20 protein-coding genes are annotated in these 21736 nt (G+C 68.6%); 6 read left to right on the top strand and 14 right to left on the bottom strand.

The window, feature by feature from the left end; genetic code table 11:
• Positions 1 to 97: 97 nt before the first annotated feature.
• Positions 98 to 1849: a type I secretion system permease/ATPase gene (locus PRL19_RS06615; RefSeq protein ID WP_273744305.1), complete on the top strand. Its 1752-nt coding sequence runs from the start codon at positions 98 to 100 to the stop codon at positions 1847 to 1849.
• A complete protein-coding gene (locus tag PRL19_RS06610) occupies positions 1846 to 3171 on the top strand; it encodes an HlyD family type I secretion periplasmic adaptor subunit (protein ID WP_273744304.1) in 1326 nt (441 codons plus the stop codon). The genes PRL19_RS06615 and PRL19_RS06610 overlap by 4 nt, the downstream gene beginning before the upstream one ends.
• Here PRL19_RS06610 and rnr read toward each other — a convergent pair whose 3' ends face one another.
• From rnr to PRL19_RS06590, 4 genes are read right to left on the bottom strand one after another with little or no spacing between them, the layout of a single operon-like run.
• A complete protein-coding gene (gene rnr, locus PRL19_RS06605; protein ID WP_273744303.1) occupies positions 3172 to 5421 on the bottom strand; it encodes a ribonuclease R in 2250 nt (749 codons plus the stop codon).
• 4 nt (positions 5422 to 5425) lie between these two features.
• Positions 5426 to 5845: a GNAT family N-acetyltransferase gene (locus PRL19_RS06600; protein WP_273744302.1), complete on the bottom strand. Its 420-nt coding sequence runs from the start codon at positions 5843 to 5845 to the stop codon at positions 5426 to 5428.
• A complete protein-coding gene (gene dapE, locus PRL19_RS06595; protein WP_273744301.1) occupies positions 5842 to 6981 on the bottom strand; it encodes a succinyl-diaminopimelate desuccinylase in 1140 nt (379 codons plus the stop codon). Before dapE ends, PRL19_RS06600 begins: the two co-directional genes overlap by 4 nt.
• Positions 6981 to 7748 (bottom strand): sulfite exporter TauE/SafE family protein, encoded by a 768-nt coding sequence (locus tag PRL19_RS06590; protein ID WP_273744300.1) that lies wholly within the window; start codon positions 7746 to 7748, stop codon positions 6981 to 6983. The genes dapE and PRL19_RS06590 overlap by 1 nt, the downstream gene beginning before the upstream one ends.
• Positions 7749 to 7927: 179 nt before the next feature.
• On the opposite strand from PRL19_RS06590, the gene PRL19_RS06585 reads away from it, so the two are divergent.
• On the top strand, positions 7928 to 9526 hold the full coding sequence (locus PRL19_RS06585; RefSeq protein WP_420704424.1) for an acyl-CoA dehydrogenase family protein: 1599 nt from the start codon (positions 7928 to 7930) through the stop codon (positions 9524 to 9526).
• A gap of 81 nt (positions 9527 to 9607) precedes the next feature.
• Positions 9608 to 10063 carry an META domain-containing protein gene (locus PRL19_RS06580; protein ID WP_052714564.1) on the top strand — a complete coding sequence of 152 codons (456 nt, stop codon included), beginning with the start codon at positions 9608 to 9610 and terminating at the stop codon, positions 10061 to 10063.
• Positions 10064 to 10066: 3 nt separating this feature from the next.
• Here the strand turns inward: PRL19_RS06580 and recO are convergent, their stop codons facing one another.
• The 10 genes from recO to PRL19_RS06530 all read right to left on the bottom strand — a co-directional run bounded on the left by recO (position 10067) and on the right by PRL19_RS06530 (position 18562).
• Complete coding sequence (recO, locus tag PRL19_RS06575; protein WP_273744469.1) at positions 10067 to 10810, bottom strand: DNA repair protein RecO; 744 nt, start codon at positions 10808 to 10810, stop codon at positions 10067 to 10069.
• 98 nt (positions 10811 to 10908) lie between these two features.
• Entirely contained in the window at positions 10909 to 11841 is a 933-nt protein-coding gene (rarD, locus tag PRL19_RS06570) for an EamA family transporter RarD (RefSeq protein ID WP_127897784.1), read from the bottom strand.
• Positions 11842 to 11881: 40 nt separating this feature from the next.
• Positions 11882 to 12217 (bottom strand): DUF1491 family protein, encoded by a 336-nt coding sequence (locus PRL19_RS06565; protein ID WP_127897783.1) that lies wholly within the window; start codon positions 12215 to 12217, stop codon positions 11882 to 11884.
• A complete protein-coding gene (gene era / locus PRL19_RS06560) occupies positions 12210 to 13169 on the bottom strand; it encodes a GTPase Era (RefSeq protein WP_273744298.1) in 960 nt (319 codons plus the stop codon). Before era ends, PRL19_RS06565 begins: the two co-directional genes overlap by 8 nt.
• The gene (gene rnc, locus PRL19_RS06555; RefSeq protein WP_127897782.1) at positions 13166 to 13855 is read right to left on the bottom strand and encodes a ribonuclease III; all 690 of its coding nucleotides are present in this window, start codon (positions 13853 to 13855) and stop codon (positions 13166 to 13168) included. The genes era and rnc overlap by 4 nt, the downstream gene beginning before the upstream one ends.
• Positions 13852 to 14643 carry a signal peptidase I gene (lepB, locus tag PRL19_RS06550; protein WP_273744297.1) on the bottom strand — a complete coding sequence of 264 codons (792 nt, stop codon included), beginning with the start codon at positions 14641 to 14643 and terminating at the stop codon, positions 13852 to 13854. Before lepB ends, rnc begins: the two co-directional genes overlap by 4 nt.
• 73 nt (positions 14644 to 14716) lie before the next feature.
• The gene (gene acpS / locus PRL19_RS06545) at positions 14717 to 15127 is read right to left on the bottom strand and encodes a holo-ACP synthase (protein ID WP_273744296.1); all 411 of its coding nucleotides are present in this window, start codon (positions 15125 to 15127) and stop codon (positions 14717 to 14719) included.
• Between the two features lie 37 nt (positions 15128 to 15164).
• A complete protein-coding gene (locus tag PRL19_RS06540) occupies positions 15165 to 15899 on the bottom strand; it encodes a pyridoxine 5'-phosphate synthase (RefSeq protein WP_045981026.1) in 735 nt (244 codons plus the stop codon).
• A 30-nt stretch (positions 15900 to 15929) separates the two neighbouring features.
• The gene (locus PRL19_RS06535; protein WP_273744295.1) at positions 15930 to 16748 is read right to left on the bottom strand and encodes a 4-(cytidine 5'-diphospho)-2-C-methyl-D-erythritol kinase; all 819 of its coding nucleotides are present in this window, start codon (positions 16746 to 16748) and stop codon (positions 15930 to 15932) included.
• Positions 16745 to 18562 carry a tetratricopeptide repeat protein gene (locus tag PRL19_RS06530; RefSeq protein WP_420704414.1) on the bottom strand — a complete coding sequence of 606 codons (1818 nt, stop codon included), beginning with the start codon at positions 18560 to 18562 and terminating at the stop codon, positions 16745 to 16747. The genes PRL19_RS06535 and PRL19_RS06530 overlap by 4 nt, the downstream gene beginning before the upstream one ends.
• A 470-nt stretch (positions 18563 to 19032) precedes the next feature.
• Here PRL19_RS06530 and PRL19_RS06525 point away from each other — a divergent pair, with 470 nt between their 5' ends.
• Both PRL19_RS06525 and PRL19_RS06520 read left to right on the top strand, forming a co-directional pair.
• On the top strand, positions 19033 to 19218 hold the full coding sequence (locus PRL19_RS06525; protein WP_045981028.1) for a hypothetical protein: 186 nt from the start codon (positions 19033 to 19035) through the stop codon (positions 19216 to 19218).
• 629 nt (positions 19219 to 19847) lie between these two features.
• Positions 19848 to 21677 carry a family 16 glycosylhydrolase gene (locus PRL19_RS06520; RefSeq protein WP_273744293.1) on the top strand — a complete coding sequence of 610 codons (1830 nt, stop codon included), beginning with the start codon at positions 19848 to 19850 and terminating at the stop codon, positions 21675 to 21677.
• The last annotated feature ends 59 nt before the right edge of the window (positions 21678 to 21736 follow it).

The following is a 21736-nucleotide window of genomic DNA, read 5'->3' as shown; positions in this document are numbered from 1 at the left end:
GGTCGCGGCAGGCTGGCATAAGCCCTGCGTGGTGATATGGTCGCCGCGGTAACGAGGCAAGCCCCGCCATCGGCGCGGCATTTTCGGGGCAAGACGTATGGCCAAGGCTGCGAACCTGACGGACGGGGCCCGGGAACTGCGCCAAGCGCGCGCCACGGGGTGGCCGCTGTTCCTGTCGGTGGGGGTCTTCTCGGCGGTCGTGAACCTGCTGATGCTGACCGGGCCGCTATTCATGCTGCAGGTCTATGACCGTGTGCTGGCCTCGCGCAGCGTCGAGACGCTGACCGCGCTGTTCGTGCTGGTGATCTTCCTCTTCGTGCTGATGGGTGCGATCGACATCATCCGCAACCGCGTGATGCAGCGGATCGCCGCCCGGTTCCAGGACCGGATGGAGGGTCGCGTCTTCGACGCCGCGCTGCGCGAGGGCGCATTGCGCGGCGACGAATCGGCCGCCACGGCGGGCGGGATGCGCGACCTGGATTCCGTCCAGCGGCTGATCGGGTCACCGGTCATGCTGGCTTTCTTCGACCTGCCCTGGGCACCGCTTTTCCTGGCGGCGGTCTTCATGTTCCACCCGGTCCTGGGCATCGTCGCAACCATCGGCGGCGGGATCCTGGTCGGCACCACGATCCTGAACCGCGTCCTGACCCGCGCGCCGCTGCAGGGTTCGGCCCAGGCCGGCGCGCAGGCGCAGCGCATGGCGGACCTCTATCGCGACGAGGGCGAGGTGATCGGCGCCCTGGGCATGCGCGGCGCCACCTTTGCCCGCTGGCGCCTGGCCCGGTCTGAATCACAGGACAATGCGGTCCGCGCCGGAGACCTGTCGGCGGGGTTCAGCGTCTTTTCGCGGACCTTCCGGCTGTTCCTGCAAAGCGCGATGCTGGCGGCGGGGGCCTGGCTGGTGCTGCGCCAGGAACTGACGCCCGGCGCGATGATCGCCAGCTCCATCGTGATGGGCCGCGCCCTGGCCCCGGTGGACCAGCTGGTCGGCGGCTGGCCATCGGTTCAGGCCGCGCAGGACGGTTGGGGCCGCTTGGCGGGCCTGTTGTCGCGCCAGCCGGCCGATCCGGTCCGCACCCCCCTTCCCCGCCCCGAGGCCCGGCTGGAGGTGCGCAACCTCTCGGTCGCCCCGCCGGGAGAGGGGCAGGCCACCCTGCGCGGCGTCAGCTTCGGCGTGGCGCCTGGCACGGCCCTGGGGGTCATCGGTCCGTCGGGCGCGGGCAAGTCGACGCTGGCGCGGGCGCTGATCGGCGCGTGGCGCGTGGGCGGCGGCAGCATCCGTCTGGGCGGCGCGACGCTGGACCAGTACCACCCCGACGTGCTGGGCGGCCTGATCGGCTATCTGCCCCAGCAGGTGACGCTCTTCGACGGCACGATCGCCGAAAACATCGCCCGCCTGTCCGACCGCCCCGACCCCGACCAGGTGGTGCGCGCCGCACAGGCGGCCGCCGCGCACCAGATGATCCTGGACCTGCCGCAGGGATACGACACGCGCATCAGCCAGACGGCGGGCCGTCTGTCGGGCGGCCAGATTCAGCGCATCGGCCTGGCCCGCGCGCTCTATCCCGACCCCGTGCTGCTGGTTCTGGACGAGCCGAACTCGAACCTGGACAACCTGGGATCCGAGGCGCTGAATGCCGCGATCCGGCGGCTGAAGTCGCAGGGCGGCGCGGTCATCATCATGGCCCACCGTCCCGCCGCGATCAACGAATGCGAAAACCTGCTGGTGCTGGAGGGCGGCGTCCGCCGCGCCTTCGGCCCGCGTGACAAGGTGCTGGAACAGATGGTGCAGAATTCGGCCCAGATCCGTCAGGCGCAGACCTCGGGCCAGGGCGGGGGCGTCGCATGAGCCGCGGTCGGACACGCGCGGCCTCGGGCGACCGGCGCTGGCCGGTGCGCGGCCCGATCATCGCGGGCGTGGTGGCGGTGCTGGTGCTGGTGGGCGGCTTCACGGTCTGGGCGATGTCCACGCGCATCTCGGGCGCGGTCGTGGCGGGTGGCCAGGTCGAGGTCGAACAGCAGCGCCAGATCGTCCAGCATCCCGATGGCGGCGTGGTCCAGGACATCGCCACATCCGAGGGCAGCACCGTCGCCGCGGGCGATCTGCTGCTGACGCTGGACGGCACGCTGCTGCGCACCGAGCACACCATCGTCGAGGGCCAGTATTTCGAGATCCTGGCCCGCCGCGGCCGGCTGGAGGCCGAACGCGCCGATGCCGACACGATCACCTTTCCCGACGAACTGGTGCAGGCCGCGACCGCGTCGCCGGCGCTGCAGAATCTGATCGCGGGACAGACCAGCCTGTTCCGCACGCGGCTGGACACGCTGCGCCAGTCTCTGGACCAGCTGGCCAAGCAATCCGACCAGATCGATTCCGAGGTCGACGGCATCGACGCCCAGTTCGCCGCCCTGGGCACGCAGCGCGACCTGATCGGGCGCGAGCTGACCGACCAGCAGAGCCTGCTGGACCGGGGGCTGGCCCAGGCCAGCCGCGTGCTGGCCCTCGAGCGCGAGGCCGCGCGCATCGACGGTGAACTGGGGTCGCTGCAGGCCAGCCGCGCCTCGGCCGCGATCCGCCAGACCGAACTGCAGATCCAGAGCCTGCGCCTGGCCGCCGAACGCCGCGAGATGGCCGAGACGGAACTGGGCGATCTGGGCTATCGCGAGCTGGAGCTGGCCGAACGCCGCCGCAGCCTGACCGAACAGCTGGACCGGCTGGAGATCCGCGCCCCCGTGTCGGGCGTCGTCTACAACATGCAGGTCACCACGCCGCGGTCGGTGATCCGGCCCGCCGACCCGCTGCTCTACATCATCCCGCAGGACCGCCCGCTGGTGATCGGCGCGCGCGTGGCGACGATCAACATCGACGAGATCCAGCTGGGCCAGCCGGTCGTCCTGCGCTTTTCCGCATTCTCGTCGCGCACCACGCCGGAAATCGACGGGCGGCTGGACCGCATCTCCGCCGATGCCCTGCTGGATGAGGCGACGCGGACCCCCTATTACCGGGCCGAGGTCTCGATCCCGCCCGACCAACTGGACAAGCTGGGCGGGCTGGCGCTGGTGCCCGGCATGCCGGTCGAGGTCTATATCCAGACCGGCGACCGCAGCCCGATGGCTTACCTGATGAAGCCGCTGGCCGACTACTTCAATCGCGCGTTCCGCGAAAGCTGATCAGCGCTTGCGCCGCCGCTTGGTGGCGCGCTTGATCTCGGCCAGCCGCGACTTGACGGCCATGCGACCCGGTCCACCGCCGCGGCGTCCCTTGGACGGACCGCGCGGCAGGGTCGCGCCCTCCAGCTCCAGCAGGTCCAGCAGCAGCCCCCCGGTCAGGGGCAGCGCCTCGGCCAGGCGCACGGTCACCCGCTGTCCGATGCCGATCTCCAGGCCCGTGTCGCTGCCGATCAGCATTTGGCGGTCGGGGTCGAAGTGGAAATACTCCTGCCCGATGGCGCGGATCGGCAGCAGCCCGTCGGCCCCCGTCTCGTCCAGCTTGACGAAGGCGCCGAACTTCTGGATGCCGCTGATGCGGCCGGTCATCTCGGTGCCCACGCGTTCGGCCAGGAACGCCGCCAGATAGCGGTCGGTCGTGTCGCGTTCCGCGGCCATGGATCGCCGCTCGGTCTCGCTGATATGGGTCGCGGTCTCGGGCAGGCGTTCGACCTGATCCTCGGTCAGCCCGTCCTTGCCCCAGCCATGCGCACTGATCAGCGCCCGGTGCACCACCAGGTCGGCGTACCGCCGGATGGGCGAGGTGAAATGCGCATAGCTTTTCAGCGACAGGCCGAAATGGCCGAAATTCTCGGGGTTGTAATAGGCTTGGGTCATCGACCGCAGCGTGCTGATGTTGATCAGTTCGTCAAAGTCGCTGCCCTCGGCCTGGGACAGCAGGCGGTTCAGGTGGCTGGTGTGCAGCACCTGCCCCTTGGCCAGCGTGAACCCCGAGGCCTGGGCCACCTCGCGCAGCGCGTCCATCTTGGCCAGGCTCGGCTCCTCGTGGACGCGGAACAGCAGGGGGCGCTTGCGACGGGTCAGCTCCTCGGAGGCGGCCACGTTGGCCAGGACCATGAACTCCTCGATCAGCTTGTGCGCGTCCAGGCGTTCGCGGAACGCCACGGCCGTGACGCGCCCCTCGGGCGACAGCTCGATCCGGCGTTCCGGCAGGTCCAGTTCCAGCGGCTGGCGGCGCTCGCGCGCGTCCTTCAGCAGGCCATAGGCATGCCACAGCGGGCGGATCACGTCGTCCATCAGCGGCGCGGTCTGCGCGTCGGGCACCCCGTCCGCGCCCGCCTGCGCCTGCTCATAGGCAAGGCTGGCGCGGCTGTTCATCATGGCGCGGTGGAACCGGTGGCCGGTCTTGTTGCCCTGCGCGTCCAGCCGCATCTCGACCGCGATGACGGGTCGGTCGACGCCCTCGTGCAGCGAACACAGGTCCGCCGACAGCGCCTCTGGCAGCATCGGCACCACGCGGTCGGGGAAATAGGTCGAGTTGCCGCGCCCCCAGGCCTCGCGGTCCAGCGCGCTGCCGGGGCGGACATAATGGGCCACGTCGGCGATGGCGACCCAGATCGTCGCGCCGCCGTCCTCCTCGACGAAGGCCGCGACCGCATCGTCGTGGTCGCGCGCGTCCGACGGGTCGATGGTGACAAGCGGCAGATGGCGCAGGTCGTCCCGCCCCTTCAGCGGCGCGGGCTTGGCGGCCTCGGCCTCGTCCAGCGCCTTTTGCGGAAATTCGTCGGGGATGCCGTGCTGGTGGATCGCGATCAGGCTGACCGCGCGGGGTGCCGACGGATCGCCCAGACGTTCGATGATGCGCGCCTGCGGCAGGCCCATGCGGCCGCGTGGGCCGATCTGTTCGCCCTGCACCAGTTCGCCGTTCTCGGCGTCCAGGGTGGCGTCGGCACGGACGCGCCATTCCTTGTCCTGGCCCTTGTCGATGGGCAGGATGCGGCCGCCCTCGCTGTCCTTGCGGAAAATGCCGGTGATGCGGTTCGCGCTGGCCGTGATGCGGCGGATCAGGCGGGCGCGGTACTGATAGTCCTCGCCCAGAACCGGCATCAGCCGGCCCAGGAACCGGTCGCCGCGGCCCAGGGCCGGATCGGCCTTCAGCGGCGCGTACAGGATCCGCGGCATCGGCCCGGTCCCCGACCATTCCAGCGGTCGCGCGAACAGATCGCCCGACCCGTCCGGCGCCAGCAGTTCCAGGACCGTCACCGGCGGCAGCGTCTCGGCGTCCAGGTAATGGCGGCGGCGGCGCTCCAGATGGCCCTCGGCCTCCAGCTCCTTCAACAGGCGCTTCAGCTCGATCCGCGCGGCGCCCTTGATGCCGAAGGCCTTGGCGATATCGCGCTTGGAATTGGCGTCCGGATTGTCGGACACCCATTCGAGGATCTGCGCCTTGCTGGGGATCTGGGTCTGGGTCATCGGCTCACTTCAGGTCCAGGGCCATGTCGCGATGCGGGATGCCCGCGTCGTCATAGACGGGGCCCTCGGCGACAAAGCCCAGCTTTTCATAGAAACCCATCGCATGGGTCTGCGATCCCAGCCGCACCTGGCGCACGCCACGGGCGGCCAGCGCGTCGATGGCGACCCGCATCAAGGCGGCACCCATGCCGGTTCCGCGCTGGTCGGCCAGCACGCAGACGCGGCCGATCTTGCCGATGTCGTCCTTGACCAGCAGGCGCGCGGTCGCGACCGGACGGTCCTCCGCATCGGTCGCCAGCAGGTGGACGGCGTCGCCGTCCAGGTCGTCCATCTCCTCGGCCTCGGGGACGTTCTGCTCCTCGATGAAGACGGTGCGGCGCAGCGCGTGGCAGGCGGCCAGGTCGGTCGTCTCGACGATGGTCATGCAAAGAACCTTTCCAGGATACGCTGATAGATCACCTGCAGCTGGCGGACCTGCTGGGCGGGGACACGTTCGTCCACCTGGTGCATGTGGGCACCGACCAGCCCGAATTCCACCACCGGGCAGTGATCCTTGACGAAGCGCGCGTCCGAGGTGCCGCCCGATGTGGACAGGACCGGCTGCCGGTTCGTCTCCTGCTGGACGACGCCGCGCACCATGTCGACGAAGGGGCCGGGCGCGGTCAGGAACGCCTCGCCCGAGATCTGGGCCTCGACGCTCAGCGTCACGCCGGTCTGCTCCTGCACCGCCGCCGCGCGGTCGCGCAGGCGGTCCAGCAGGCCCGCCCCGGTATGCAGGTCGTTGAAGCGGATGTTGACCACCGCCACCGCCTTTTCCGGGATCACGTTCGACGCGGGGTTGCCGCAGTCGATCGTGGTGATCTGCAGCCCCGAGGGGTCGAAATGATCCGTGCCCTGGTCCAGCGGTTCGGCGGTCAGGTCGGCCAGATAGCGGGTCAGCGCGTGCAGCGGGTTCAGCGCCTTGTGCGGATAGGCGGCATGCCCCTGACGACCCTTGGCGGTGATGGTGTAGGTGGCCGATCCACGCCGGCCGATCTTCATCATCTCTCCCATCACCTCGGGGTTCGACGGCTCTCCGACGATGCAGGCCTCCATGCGTTCGTCGTTCGCGGCCATCCAGTCCAGCAGGGCGATGGTGCCGTCGCGGGACGGGCCTTCCTCGTCGCCGGTGATGGTCAGGATCACGGCCCCGTCCGGGGGCGTCTGGCGCACGAAATCCACCGCGGCGCAGACAAAGGCCGCGACGCCGGATTTCATGTCGGTGGCGCCCCGACCCCAGATCACGTCGTCCGCGTCCCAGTGGCCGGAGAACGGCGGGTGCGTCCAGGATGCCGGATCACCCGGCGGCACCACGTCGGTGTGCCCGTTGAAGCCGATGGCCCGCGCTCCCTTGGCGCCCCATCGTGCGAACAGGTTCGGCGTGCCGTTGCGGTCGACGCGGTGGCAGTCGAAGCCCGCCTCCTCCAGCACCTCCTGCAGCAGGACCAGGGCGCCGCCCTCCTCGGGCGTGACCGAGGGGCAGCGGATCAGGCGGGCGGTCAGGTCGGCGGCGTCAGGCATCACAGGCTCCAGAGATCAAAGGCGCGGCGGATCAGGTTCAGCCCGGTCAGGACCAGCAGCAGCAGCGTCCAGCGGCGGAACTGTTCGACATCCAGCCGGTCCTGCAGCGCAAACCCCGCCATCATCCCCGCAAATGCCGGGATGCACAGGACCGCGGACAGGGGCAGGGTCGATGCGTTCAGCAGGCCGGAAAACAGGTGCGCCACCGTCAGGACGACCGCGCCGATCAGGAACACGACGCCCTGCACCCGCACCTGTTCGCGCTTTTCGGTGCCCACCGACAGCAGATAGACGATCAGCGGCGGCCCCCAGATGCCCGAGATGCCGCCGTACAGTCCGCCGATGACGCCCGACCACCCCTCTGCCCGCCTGCGGTGGCGCAGGTTCAGGACCAGCGGCCGGCCCGACAGCTGCCACAGCGCGAACAGCGTGATCGGCACGCCCAGCAGCGCGTACATCACCCATTGCGGGATCACCGCCGCGAACCCGGCAGAGACGCAGATGAAGATGCCGACCATCGCGATGTGCAGGCGGAACTTGACGGCCGAGGCCACGGCGGCGGGCCGCCCGTCGCGCACGGCCTGCTGGATGTTGGTGAACAGCGTCGGCAGGATCATCGCCGCAAGGGCCACCGGCGCCGGCATGATCGACCCGAAGGCCGAGATCATGATCATCGGCATGGCAAAGCCCAGGGCCCCCTTCACGAAGCCCGCGAAGGCGGTAACCCCGAAGGCCGCCATGAATTGCCAGGGCTCCAGTCCGAACATGGGGGCACGCTAACCGCGACGCCGGGAAAGGAAAAGGCCGCTTTGACGGATCAGTGACATGCGAATCCGGTGCGACACATTAGGTCGCGTGGCGGCCATTGGGCGCAAAATTGTTGCGCTGCAGGTGCGAAGGCGCTACCCATGCTGCAATGCCGCGAAAGGACGAATCGATGAAAGACATGACCCATCAGTCCCAGACCGTCCTGTCCGAACTGGACGATCTGCTGGCCCGTGCCAAGGAGGCCCTGCGCGCCCGCGTGACGGTGGACGGCCGCGTCGACACAGACGCGCTGGAGCGGCACCAGCATGCGGCGCATGCCCTGTCCTGGCTGGCCACCTATGTCATGTCGCTGCGCCAGCTGGCCGACTGGTCCGCGCGCGTGGACGGCCCCGTCGAGGCGCTGATCACCCGCATCGGCATGGGAGAATACCTGACCCAGATCCTAGGCGGCATCCCGATGAGCCAGACCGAATTCGCGCGCCTGTCCGATCTGGGCGTGACGTGGCAGCCGTCGGAACAGGCGCTGTCACTGATGGCGGGCAACACGCCCGAGGCGCGGGCCGAACTGGCCGCTCTGATGGCGCGCGACGCCGGCGCGGCGATCTTTGGCGCCAGCGGCCTGGACGAGGATCTGGAGATGATCCGCGATCAGTTCCGCCGGTGGAGCGACGACAAGGTCGCCCCCCATGCCCATGGCTGGCACCTGCAGGATCAGTTGATCCCGATGGAGATCATCAGCGAACTGGCCGAACTGGGCGTCTTCGGCCTGACCATACCCGAGGAATTCGGCGGCCTGGGCCTGTCCAAGGCCGCGATGGTCGTCGTGTCCGAGGAGCTGTCGCGCGGCTATATCGGCGTGGGCTCTCTTGGCACGCGCAGCGAGATCGCGGCCGAGCTTATCCTGTGCGGCGGCACCGAGGCGCAGAAGGCGCACTGGCTGCCGCGCCTGGCCAGTGGCGAGACGCTGCCCACCGCGGTCTTCACCGAACCCAACACCGGCAGCGACCTGGGCAGCCTGCGCACCCGCGCGGTTCGGGACGGCGACGATTGGGTGGTGACCGGGAACAAGACCTGGATCACCCATGCCGCCCGTACGCATATCATGACCCTGCTGGCGCGCACGGACCCCGCGACCGACGACTATCGCGGGTTGTCGATGTTCATCGCCGAAAAGACCCCCGGCACCGATGCCGACCCCTTTCCCACCCCCGGCATGACTGGCGGAGAGATCGAGGTGCTGGGCTATCGCGGGATGAAGGAATACGAGCTTGCCTTTGACGGGTTCCGCGTCGACGGCGCGAACCTTCTGGGTGGAGAGACGGGCCGCGGCTTCAAGCAGCTGATGGAGACGTTCGAATCCGCCCGCATCCAGACCGCGGCGCGCGCGATCGGGGTGGCGCAGAACGCGCTGGACCTGGGGTTGCGCTATGCGCTGGACCGCAGGCAGTTCGGCAAGCCGCTGGCGGCCTTTCCCCGCGTGGCCGACAAGCTGGCGATGATGGCTGTCGAAATCATGATCGCGCGGCAGCTGACTTATTTCAGCGCGTGGGAAAAAGATCACGGTCACCGCTGCGATGTCGAGGCCGGGATGGCCAAGCTGCTGGGTGCCCGCGTGGCCTGGTCGGCGGCCGACAATGCCCTGCAAGTCCACGGTGGCAACGGTTTTGCGCTGGAATATCCGATCAGCCGGGTGCTGTGCGATGCCCGCATCCTGAACATCTTCGAGGGCGCGGCAGAAATCCAGGCCCAGGTGATCGCGCGCAGGTTGTTAGGCTGATGCGCGCGCGGGCTGGATCGGCGCCGAAAATGACGCTAGACCACCTCAGCCCCGCTTGTCTGCGCCCATAGGAGCCTGCCCATGTCCCTGACGATCCGCCCCGCCCTTGCCCTGGCCGCCATCGCCACCTTGACCCTGTCCGCCTGCTCGGAACCGGCGGGCGACCCGATGGGCGGCATCCCGGCCAACGACTATGTGCTGGTGGGCATCGGCAACGGCACCGTGCCGCTGCGCAACATCACCCTGACGACCCGCCCCGAGGGCGTGTCCGGTCGCGGGCCGTGCAACGGCTATGCGGCCAAGAACACCGTCCCACTGCCCGCCGTCGCCTTCGAGCCGCTGCAGACGACCGGCGTCACCGACTGCAAGGATCTGGCCGTCGAACAGCGCTTCTTCGAGGCGCTGCAGCAAGCCAATTCGATGGAGTTCTATGGCGGCGTTCTGCGCATCAAGGGCCCGACCTGGCTGATCTTCGAAAGCGGCCGCCCCGCTGAACAGGCCACCGACGCGCTGTCGGCCGCCCGCGGCAACCAGTAGGCCTCAGCCGACCTGCGGCCCCGCGGCGGGGCGCAGCAGGCGCCGCACAAGCCGCCCCCGCGCGGCGGGCAACGGGCGTCCGACCAGGTCGGGCGCCAGCCGCCGTTCCAGGAAATGCCCGGTGATGGCCAGCCCCTGGGCCAAGTCGCGGCCGCGATTGTCGCCCGCCCCGCCCATGACCGCCGGCAGTGGCAGCAGGCGGTCGGCCCAGTCCCCCGCCCCCTGCCGGCTGACCGCACGGCCTGATCTTGGGCTGACATAGGCCAGCCCCTCGGTCGCGCCGGTCACCGCGCAGCTGGCAAGGTCCAGGCCGAACCCCATCTCGTCCAGCAGAAGCATCTCCCACGCCAGATAGGCGGGCGGCCAGTCGGCACCCGCCTCGATCTGGTCCAGCAGCGCCTCGGTCCGCTGGACCAGCATCGGGTGCGGATCGCGTTCGGGCAGCGCAAAGACCAGCAGCGCGCAGACGGCGTTCAGGCCGGCAAGCGCGGTCGAATCGGCCATCAGCCCCGCCCGCATGCGCAGCGGCTCGGCGGCAAAGCTGCCCAGCTGGTCCGACTGGCGCGCGCGCCAGCGCAGGGTCAGCCGCGCGCCGGGCTGCAGCATGGCGGCGCGTTTCTGCGATGCCCCGCCGGGGACGACCCCGGCATGGCGCCCGTGTTCAAGGGTCAGCACGTCGATGATGACGGCCGTCTCGCCATGGGGACGGCGGCCGATCACGGTGCCTTCTGCCTGCCATTCCATCACAGCCTCCGGGTCCGCCGACACAGCTTGCGCGATCCGGCCTGCGGGGGCCAGAGGGCGTCACGCGGGCCACGGTCGCGCGCCCCGCCGGCATGGGGTGCCTATTGCATGCGCCGGGCGGCCAGGTCGCGACGGTCGCGGCGTCTCTGGCCCGCCTGGCGGACCAGCGTCACCGAATAGATGACCAGCGCCGCCCAGATCATCGGGAACGCGATCAGGCGGGCCCCGTCGAAGGGTTCGCCGAACAGCACCACCGCGCACAGAAAGATCATCGTCGGCGCGATGTATTGCAGGATGCCGATGGTCGACAGGCGGATCAGCTTGGCCCCGTTGGCATAGAACAGCAGCGGGATCGCCGTGACCGGCCCGCATCCCAGCAGCAACAGCGCCTGGCCCCAGCCGGCGCCAGTGAAATGCGACTGGCCCTGCAGCGTTTGCCAGATCAGGAAGCCCGCCGCCAGCGGGGTCAGCAGCAGCACCTCCAGCGTGAAGCCCTGGTTGGGGCCAAGCGGCAGGCTTTTCTTGCAATAGGCATAGAGGCCCCAGGACAGCGTCAGGCCGATCGCCACCACCGGCAGGCTGCCCGCCTGCACGGTCAGCACGATCACCGCGGTGGCCGCCAGCGCGATGGCCGCGACCTGCCCCCGCGTCAGCCGTTCCCCCAGCAGCGTCGCGCCCAGAAACACGCTGAACAGCGGGTTGATGTAATAGCCAAGCGCCGCGTCCAGCGCGTGATCGTTCGAGATCGCCCAGACATAGATCAGCCAGTTGACCGAGATCAGAACCGCCGTCAGCGCCGCCATCGCCAGCAGGCGCGGCTGGCGCAGGGCTTGGCCGACCTCGGCCGCGCGGCCCTGCCACAACAGGACGGCCGCCGCGATGGGCAGCGACCAGACGATGCGATGGGCGATGATCTCGGCCGCGGGCAGATGCGCCAGCGCCTTCATGTAGATCGGCAGGAACCCCCACAGCCCATAGGCCGCGACGGCATAGGCAAGGCCCTTGGGCGAATCGGTTTGCGGGGTGCTGCTCATGGCGTGATGCATATTCTGCAAACAGCGACCCCGCCAGAGGTCAGAACAGTCCGTCGCGATCCAGCAGCGTGGTGCCGTCGCGCGATTCGATCTCGATCACCCACAGGTCGCGATCGCGGGACCGCTGGCGGGCGATGGCAGCGTCGATGTCACGCTCGGTGCCCCTGTCGGTCGCGACCCAGGGACGGGTGTCGCTGTCCATGTCCCATTCGCGCATCCACAGTGCGGCGGTGCCGTCCAGATGGGCGCATTTCACCGCGATCGCGCCCGCCGTATCGTCACCGCGCGCCAGCACATAGGCGGGGATGGTGGCCTGCGCCAGGCGGGCCAGATAGGCCGCGACCCACAGGGACGCGGCCAGGCGCGGCTCAGCCATCGCCGTCGCGGAAGTTCAGGCCGATCTCGTCATAGCGTTCGGCCTCGTTCTCCCAGTTCTCGCGGACGCGCACCTGCAGGAACAGATGGACGCGGCGGCCCATGAACTCCTCCAGCTCGACGCGGGCGGCCTGACCCACGGCCTTGATCGTCTCTCCGCCGCGGCCCAGGACGATGCCCTTGTGGCCCTGGCGGGCGACATAGACGACCTGTTCGACGCGGGCGCTGCCGTCGTCCTTCTCCTCCCAGGCCTCGGTCTCCACCGTCAGCTGATAGGGGATCTCCTCGTGCAGGCGCAGGGTCAGCTTCTCGCGGGTGATCTCGGCGGCGATCATGCGCATGGGCAGGTCGGCGATCTGATCCTCGGGGTAAAGCCACGGGCTTTCGGGCAGGCTGCGGGCCAGCCAGCCGCGCAGCTGCTGACAGCCATGGCCGCGCATGGCCGAGATCATGAACGTCTCGGCAAAGGGATAGGCCTCGTTCAGCTGCTGGGACAGGGCCAGCAGGGTCTCGGCCTTGACGCGGTCGATCTTGTTGATGATCAGCGCGACGGGCGTCCCCTTGCCCAGGTCGACCAGCTGATCCAGGATCGCCTGCGTGCCGTCGGTCAGGCCGCGATGCGCCTCGACCAGGACCAGCACGATGTCGGCGTCCGACGCCCCGCCCCAGGCCGCGGCGACCATGCTGCGGTCCAGCCGCCGGCGCGGGCGGAAGATGCCCGGCGTGTCGACAAAGACGATCTGCGCGGGGCCGTGCATGGCGATGCCGCGGATGCGTGCGCGGGTTGTCTGGACCTTGTGGGTCACGATGCTGACCTTGGCGCCGACCATCTGGTTCAGCAGCGTGGACTTGCCTGCATTGGGCTCTCCGATCAGGGCGACGAAGCCCGCGCGGGTGGGCCCGTCGGGTTGCGCCGCGGGCGGCTGATCGGGGGCGATGTCGTCGTCGGTCATGTCAGTCCTTCCAGCCGATCCAGCAGCGATTGCGCGGCGGCCTGTTCGATGCTGCGCTTGGTGCCCGTGCCGCGGGCCTGCGCGTCGCGGCCGTCTTCCAGCCGCACGGTGATCAGGAAGACCGGCGCATGGTCGGGGCCGCTGCGTTCGGTCTGTTCATAGACGGGGGGCGGCATGCCCTGGGCCTGGGCCCATTCCTGCAGGGCGGTCTTGGCGTCGCGGCTGTCGGCATCGACCCGCGCCAGACGTGGCGCCCAATGGCGCAGCACGACCTGACGGGCCGCATCGAAGCCCGCATCCAGATAAACGGCGGCCAGCACCGCCTCCATCGCATCGGCCAGAAGGGCGTCCTTGCGACGCCCGCCCGACAGCATCTCGGACCGACCCAGCTTCAGCACGTCGCCCAGGGACAGCTCGCGGGCCACCGCGGCGCAGGTCTCTCCGCGCACCAGCGCGTTGTAGCGCGGGGCAAGCTGGCCCTCGCTGGCGGCGGTGTCTGCGGTAAACAGCGCCTCGGCCATGACCAGACCCAGGACGCGGTCGCCCAGGAACTCCAGCCGCTGGTTGTCGGGCCGCGTGACGCTGGCGATCGAGCCATGCGTCAGCGCGCGGATCAGCAGTTCGGGCCGCGCGAATTCATGCCCCAGACGGGCCATGAAGGCCCGGATGTCGGCCGAGGGCGTCAATTCACCGCCTTGAAGAAGCGGTCGGACCGCCACGTCCAGAAATACAGCAGCGACCGCCCCGCCGACGAGAACATGATGCGGTCGGCGCGGCCGATCAGGTATTCGGCCGGCACGAAGCCCAGGCCGCCGATCTCGGCCGGGAAACGGCTGTCTTCAGAATTGTCGCGGTTGTCGCCCATGAAGAAGTACTGTCCTTCGGGGACGGTGAAGGTCGGCGTGTCGTCGGCCACCCAGCCATCGACGATGTTCAAGATGTCATGGGTATTGCCGCCCGGCAGCGTCTCGGTCATGCGTTCGCTGATGCAGTCGCCGCCCTCGGGCACCGGGTCGTTCACGCAGCGCGGGATCAGGCCCTGCGGCCCCTGCTGTTCCTTGACCTCGATGAACTCGCCGGCGGGGGTGACCTGGACCGGCTCTCCGTTCAGCCACAGGCGGCCGCCGCGCATCTGCACGGTGTCGCCCGGCAGGCCGATCACGCGCTTGATGAAATCGACGTTGCGGGTCGGGTGGCGAAACACGGCCACGTCGCCGCGCGCCGGTTCGCGTTCCAGGATGCGGCCGCTGATCGGGCACATCGAGAACGGGCAGCTGTGCGCGGAATAGCCATAGGCGATCTTGTTCACGAACAGGAAATCACCGATCAGCAGCGTGTCCTTCATGCTGCCCGACGGGATCCAGAAGGGCTGGAAGAACAGCGTGCGGAAGATGCCCGCGATCACCAGCGCCCAGAAGATCGTCTTGATCGTCTCCCAGATGCCGTCCTTTTTCTCGGGCGCTGCCGTTGCCATTCCGCGTGGTCCTCTTATCCCTCGGGCCGGGGGCCCTGCGTCGGGTGTTCATGGGCCGGGCACTGGGTCAAAGTCAAGCAGGCGCAGGGCCGGGACGCGCCTCGATCACCACGAAGGCCTGCGCCCAGGGGTGGTCGTCGGTCAGCGTGACATGCACGACCGCGTGATGATCGGCGGGCGTCATCGCCGCCAGCCGGTCCGCGGCCCAGCCCGTCAGCGCCATGACCGGCTGGCCCGACCGCAGGTTCGTCACCGCCATGTCGCGCCAGCTGATGCCCATGGCAAGACCCGTGCCAAGCGCCTTGGAGCAGGCCTCCTTGGCGGCCCACCGCTTGGCCAGGGTGCCGGCCTCGTCGGCGCGGCGGGCAGCCTTGGCCAGTTCGGTCTGCGTGAAGACACGGTTGCGGAACCGGTCGCCAAAGCGGTCCAGCGTCCCTTGGATGCGGTCGATGTTGGCCAGGTCCGTGCCGATGCCCAGGATCATGCCGTACGTCCCGACGGGTCTTTGGACAGGAATGGGATCACGCCCGCGCCGCGTCCATGCGCGCGCGCATCTCGCGGATTGCGCCCTCCAGCCCCAGGAACACCGATTCCGAGATCAGGAAATGCCCGATGTTCAGTTCGGCCACCTGGGGAATGGCCGCGATGGGACCGACCGTATCGAATGTCAGCCCGTGGCCCGCATGGACCTCCAGCCCCAGGTCATGGGCCAGCGCGGCACCCTCGCGCAGGGCGGCCAGTTCGGCGTCGCGCTCGGCGTGGCGGCCTTCGGTGTCCAGATCGCAATAGGCGCCGGTGTGCAGTTCGACCACCGCCGCGCCGATCCGGGCGGCGGCGCGGATCTGGGCGGGTTCGTGACCGATGAACAGCGACACCCGACAGCCGGCCTCGCGCAGCGGCGCGATGTATCCGGCCAGCGCATTGTCGTTGCCCGCGACGTCCAGACCGCCTTCGGTCGTACGCTCCTCGCGCTTTTCGGGGACGATGCAGACGGCATGCGGACGATGGCGCAGGGCGATGGCCTGCATCTCCATCGTGGCGGCCATCTCGAAGTTCAGGGGCTGGGTCAGGTTGGCCATCAGCGCGTCGATATCGGCGTCGCTGATATGGCGGCGATCCTCGCGCAGATGGGCGGTGATGCCGTCCGCGCCCGCGGCCTGGGCGATCAGCGCGGCCCGCAGCGGGTCGGGCCAGGGCGTGCCCCGCGCGTTGCGGATGGTGGCGACGTGGTCGATGTTGACGCCAAGGCGCAGCATGGGTTCCTCCGGGATCGGGTCGGGCGCAGTCTAGCCGCGCGCCGGGGCGGATGCCAGTTCGGTCGCCACCGCCCACCAGCCGTTGCGCGCAAGGGCCGCAGCCGCGCGCTCCGCGGCGCCGGGGTCGGCAAAGATGCCGAAGCAGGTGGCCCCCGATCCCGACATCCGCGCCAGCCCCGCGCCCTGCCCTTCCAGCGCCCGCAGCACGTCGGCGATGACCGGCGCCGCGGCAATCGCGGGGGGCTGCAAGTCGTTCCGCGTGGTGCCCAGCCAGCCCAGCAGCGCATCGACATCGGCAAAGGCGGGAATGGGCGGCAGGGGCGGATTGTCGCGCGACCGCAGGCCCGCGAAGATCGCCGGGGTGGGCACCGCGATGCCGGGATTGACCAGCACCAGGTGCAGCGGCGGCAGGGCGGACAGCGGGGTCAGCACCTCTCCGACGCCCTGCATGCGCGCGGGCGTCGACGCCAGGCAGACCGGCACGTCGGCGCCAAGCCATTCGGTCCCCTCGGGCAGCGGATGGCCCATCCGCGCCAGCCCGCGCAGCACCGCCGCCGCATCGGCGGACCCTCCCCCGATGCCCGAGGCGACGGGCAGCGCCTTGGTCAGCCGGATCGCGGCCTGTCCTCCGACCAGACGCGCGGCGCGCAGACACAGGTTGTCATCGGTGGACAGACCCGCCGCGAAGGGGCCGTCGATGCTCAGGGACAGCGGGCCGGGGGTCAGGGCGATGCTGTCGCCGACCGCCGCAAAGCAGACCAGCGAATCCAGCAGGTGATAGCCGTCGGGCCGCCGACCCGTCACGTGCAGCGCCAAGTTCAGCTTGGCGGGGGCCGCCTCGATGATCATTCGGCCGCGTCGGCCTCGGTCTGCGGGGCCTGGGTGGGGTGGCTGGCGACGGGGCCGTCCTCCTCGTCCATCACCGCGTTCAGGCCGCGATCCAGCTTGGCGCGGATGCGGTCGGCATCGACCTCTCCGCTTTCGCCGGGCTCCAGCGACAGGGCGCGCTGCCACTGGATCTGCGCCTCGCGGTGGCGGCCGACCATCCAGTAGATGTCGCCCAGGTGGTCGTTGACCAGCGGATCGGCGGCCATCGTGGCGATGGACTGCTCCATCGGGGCCACGGCCTCCTGATAGCGGCCAAGCCGGAAATAGGCCCATGCCAGGCTGTCCAGGATATAGCCGTCGCCGGGCGACAGCTCGACCGCGCGCTTGATCATGTCCAGCGCCCGGTCCAGGTTCTGGTCCCGGTCGATCCAAGAATAACCCAGATAGTTCAGCAGGCTGGCCTGATCGGGGCGGATCTCCAGCGCGGCCAGCAGGTCGGCCTCGGCGCGGTCGAACTGGCCCGCACGCTCCAGCGAGATGCCGCGCGCGTAAAGCGGGAACCACCGCGCCTCGGGCGGGGCGTCGGCCAGAAGGTCCAGCGCCCGGTCATAGCTTGGGATCGCCTCGGCGTATTTCTCCTGCTGGCGGGTCACGTCGCCAAGCGCGATCCAGGACTGCGCCAGGCCCGGATAGGCCGCGGTCAGCGCCAGGGCCGCACGCTCCGCCTCGGCGGGGCGTTGGGCGCGCGACAGGGCGTCGATGCGCGACAGCTCGGCCTGGGGGCGCATCTCGCCCATGCGGCGGACGGCGTCGAACTCGGCCTCGGCCAGGTCGAACTGCTGGCGGTCCTGCAGCAGTTGCGCGGTGGTCAGCCGGGCCTCGGGGTTCTGGGGCGCGATCCAGGACGCCAGGCGCGCATGGATCAGCGCCAGCGGTTCCGGGTCCGGGCTGCTGGACAGGGCCGAGGCAAAGGACAGCAGCAGATGCGCGATTCCGTCCGCCGGGCCGCCCACCACGTTGAAAGGCACTGGCTGCCCCTGTTCCAGGCGCTGGCGCAGGGCCAGCAACTGCGGCTCGGCCTCCAGCCCGTCGATCTGGGACAGCAGCGCCAGCGCCTCGTCGCCGCGATCCAGTTGCGACAGGATCTGGACGCGGGCGGTCAGGCCCATCAGGTGGCCGCTGGCCTCGGACTGCACGATCAGGCGGTCGGCGGCCTCATAGTCGCCCGCCAGCGCCCGGGCCAGCGCCAGGTGATAGTTCACGATGGGGGCCAGGTCCGCATTCGCGGCCATCGCCTCAAATGCCGCGATGGCGTCGGTGGCGCGTCCCGCACCCAGCAGCGCCCAGGCACGGATGGTGCCGTCCATCAGGTCCTGGTCCAGCGGGACGTCCGGCGCATGGGTCGCGTCGATCAGGTCGACCACGCCCTGCCAGTCCTCGGCCCGGACCAACTGCGCGCGGCGCAGAAGGCCGGCCAGTTCCGTCGGACGATCCTCGTCGAACAACCGTTCGGCCATGGCCACCGCCTGATCGACATCGCCCGCCGATGCCAGCGCGACCAGCGCGCTGTCCTGCAGATAGACGTCCTGCGGATCCTGCGCCGACGCCATGACGAAATAGCGCGCCGCCGCGCGAAAGTCGTTCTCGACGGTCGCCATGCGGGCGGCAAGATAGGGGCCGGCCAGGCCGCTGATCTGCGCAGGCTGCTGCGTCGGCTTCGGTTCGGGCGGGCCGTCCTGCGCCAGAGCCGGCAGGGCGGTTCCCGTCGCCAGCGCAGCCAGCACGGCAAGACGCAGCAGGGCAGCAAGGGGGCGGGTCTGGGTCAAGAGCGGCACTTCCGGAAATCACATTTGCGTTGCCCGCAAGCCTAGCGGCCGAGGCCAAGGCAGGCAACGCCCCTGCCCCAAGGTTTCATCACATGTTCGAGTAATCACGTGTGTTTTGGATTTTGACAGGGTCCCTTGAGGCATATCGCCGGTTGCCGTCGAAGACTGCAGAATGCGCGGTTTGTAGCGCACAGCGACGCGGGATACCCGCCCCGATCAGTTTGCAATTGTTAGTCGACGTACCGTCACGCTTGCCGAAAACTAAGGCATCGGCAGCAATCCGTGAAAATCGAACCATGTAACGGCATGATTTCGCCGCTTTTGTCCCGGATGTCACCTCTGCCTAGGCGTTTTGCCGATGTCCATGGTACGTTCAGTTAACCAAGATCGAAACGGTCATCCGCTCGCATCCTGGTTTCTGAATGAAACGTTGTGGCCACCTGTTCTTGAGGGGGTCGGCTATCGAATGGAGGGGTCGGATGATCGCAGCCAATCTTGCCTTTGCCCTAGCCGTGGCCATCGGCGTCATGATGCTGTTCCTGGTTAACGGGTTCGCATATTGGGAATGCCTGACGGCCTATGCACTCTGCGGAGGATTCTCGGTGCTGGCATTTGCCTGGGCATCGGCATCGCGGACGCCCGTCCGCACAGACCAGAGGTCATGACGGACGGGCACGTTGCCTGACTAGTAACCTTCGACACAAGGGAACGACCGGCGACGGGACGGACCTTATCTCTGACAATCGATACGCACGTCTTAGACTTGTGCATATGGCGCAATACGTCAATCAAATATAAGGTTGAATATAAATTAATAATTCACGCCTAAGTTGTTAATAAAGTCTTGATATTGCCATAGTCGTCGTGCGCGATTGCTTTCTGAAAGCTTTTTAGAATCTCCACAAAATAGCAAGCGCATTACCATCTTACGCCCTATACGACGGTGTACACCCCAATTTACGCCCCAATTATTGCATAAGTCAGATTTGCGAACCGAACCCGCACAGAGGCAGCACGCAGAGCCTTGTGTCTCCTGCTGGAGCTTCCGATCACCTTTGACAGGGCCATTGATATAGCTCGCCGACAGAATATCGCGTCGTTCTGGCAGATCCGACGCCGTTCTTTAGCCTGCGTTTGTCCCACATGGGACAAAGCACAAACCGCGCAGCGCAAGATCGCGTTAAAGTTGCATTAGGGTGTCCGGGTCATACTGAGCCTTCCGGTTTCCTGATCGGACCGCGTGCTGCCCTGCCCGTCTCGGCCGCCGCCGTCCCTGCGACCATCTGAGGTGAGCATGACCACGACCCCGACCGCCCCTGCCCTTGATCTGTACGAGATCGGCGAACAGCACGACAATGACAGCTGGCTGATCTCGGACTGGGCGGCCGGGCAATCAAGCATCATGCAGTGGTCGGATGACAATGTCCGCGTCGGCGCGGATGGTGCCATCGAACTGGTCCTGGGCCGGTCCCCATCCGGATCGCCCCGTCCCTATCAGGGCGGCGAGATTCAGGGCGCCCAGATCGCCACCACCGGAACATGGGGATGGACCGTGCAGGCCCCCGACATGCAACCGGGCGCGGTATTCGGACTGTTCACCTACAAGGCGGACTGGCAGCATCAGCCTTGGGTCGAATTCGATTTCGAATTCGTGGGGGGCGACACCACGCAGGTCCAGCTGGCCATCCACATGGAGGACGCTGCCGGAAACCACATTACGCTGAATGACGCCGGCCAGCGGCGCGCGGTGATCGACCTGGGCTTTGACGCGGCGGAAGGCTTTCACACCTACGAAGTCACCGTGACCGACCGTTCCGCCGTCTTCTATGTCGATGGGCGGGTCGTGGCGCAATTCAGCGCCGCGGACATGCCCGGCGGCATCTGGAACATCGGCCCCATGTCCAGCTATGTCGATCTGTGGGCGGTGGCGCCGGGGCAGGAAGGATGGGCTGGACGATGGACCGATCCTGGAGAACCCCTGGTTGCCCGCATCGCCGGGGCAGAGATCAGGCCCGGCGAATACGGCAGTAGCGTTCCCCCCGGCCCCGTGGTCGGCGGGCCGGGTCCGACCCCCGATCCGGTCCCCGGCTTTCCGCTGGTCCCCGCCGATGCCCCTCCGGGCAGCATCATTGGCAGCGCAGGTGCCGATCGCCTGCGCGGGACCGCGGCAAGTGACACGATGTTCGGGCTGTCGGGCAATGATGTCATCGACGGCATGGCGGGCGCCGACAGGATGTACGGCATGGCCGGCGACGACGTCTATCACGTCGACAACGCGGGTGACCGGGTGGTCGAAACGGCGAATGGCGGTCGGGACGTGGTGCATGCCGGCGTGTCCCACGCGCTGTCCGCCCATGTCGAGCATCTGGTGATGACCGGCACGGGGCGGGTGACCGGTGTCGGCAACGATCTGGCCAACCGCATGACCGGCAATGGGGCCGATACCATCCTGCGCGGCGCGGGTGGCGCGGACACGATCGCCGGGGGCGGCGGGGCCGACAGCCTTTTCGGCGGGAACGGAAACGACGTCCTGCATGGCGGGGTCGGCGACGACATGCTTTGGGGCGGGGCGGGCAACGACACGATCGATGGCGGCGCGGGAACGGACTGGGTCTCGTTCATGGGTCAGGCGCGGGCCGCGCGGATCGATCTGGCCATGACGGGCGCGCAGGCCACGGGGCACGGGACCGACGTGATCCGCAATGTCGAGAACATTCACGGCGGGATGGGAAACGACATCCTGCTGGGCGATGCGCGTGCGAACGTGATCCGCGGCGGGTTCGGCGCGGACATCCTTCACGGCAGGCAGGGCGATGATCGCCTGGACGGTGGGGCCGGAAACGACAGCCTGAACGGCGGTGCGGGACGCGATCAGCTGTGGGGCGGCGCGGGGGCAGATGTCTTCGTCTTCGGTCACGGTGCAGGGCGCGATGCGGTCATGGATTTTCAGGACGACATCGACACGATCCGCATGGTCGACTTCGGGATCGCCGGCTTGGCGCAGGCGCGAGACCATGCCGCGCAGATCGGCGCAAACGTCGTCTTCGATCTTGGGGACGGCGACGTGCTGACGGTGCGCAACATGACGATCGACGGGCTGGGCAACGACCTGATCTTCGTCTGACCGGGATTGGCCCGTAACGCCCGGCCCATGCGGGGCCAGGCGTCACGGGCGACGGCATG

This window comes from Paracoccus marcusii (assembly GCF_028621715.1).
Taxonomy (GTDB): Bacteria; Pseudomonadota; Alphaproteobacteria; order Rhodobacterales; family Rhodobacteraceae; genus Paracoccus; species Paracoccus marcusii.
The sequence above is the reverse complement of the archived record's forward strand: the minus strand, read 5'-3'. Positions and strand labels throughout refer to the sequence as shown.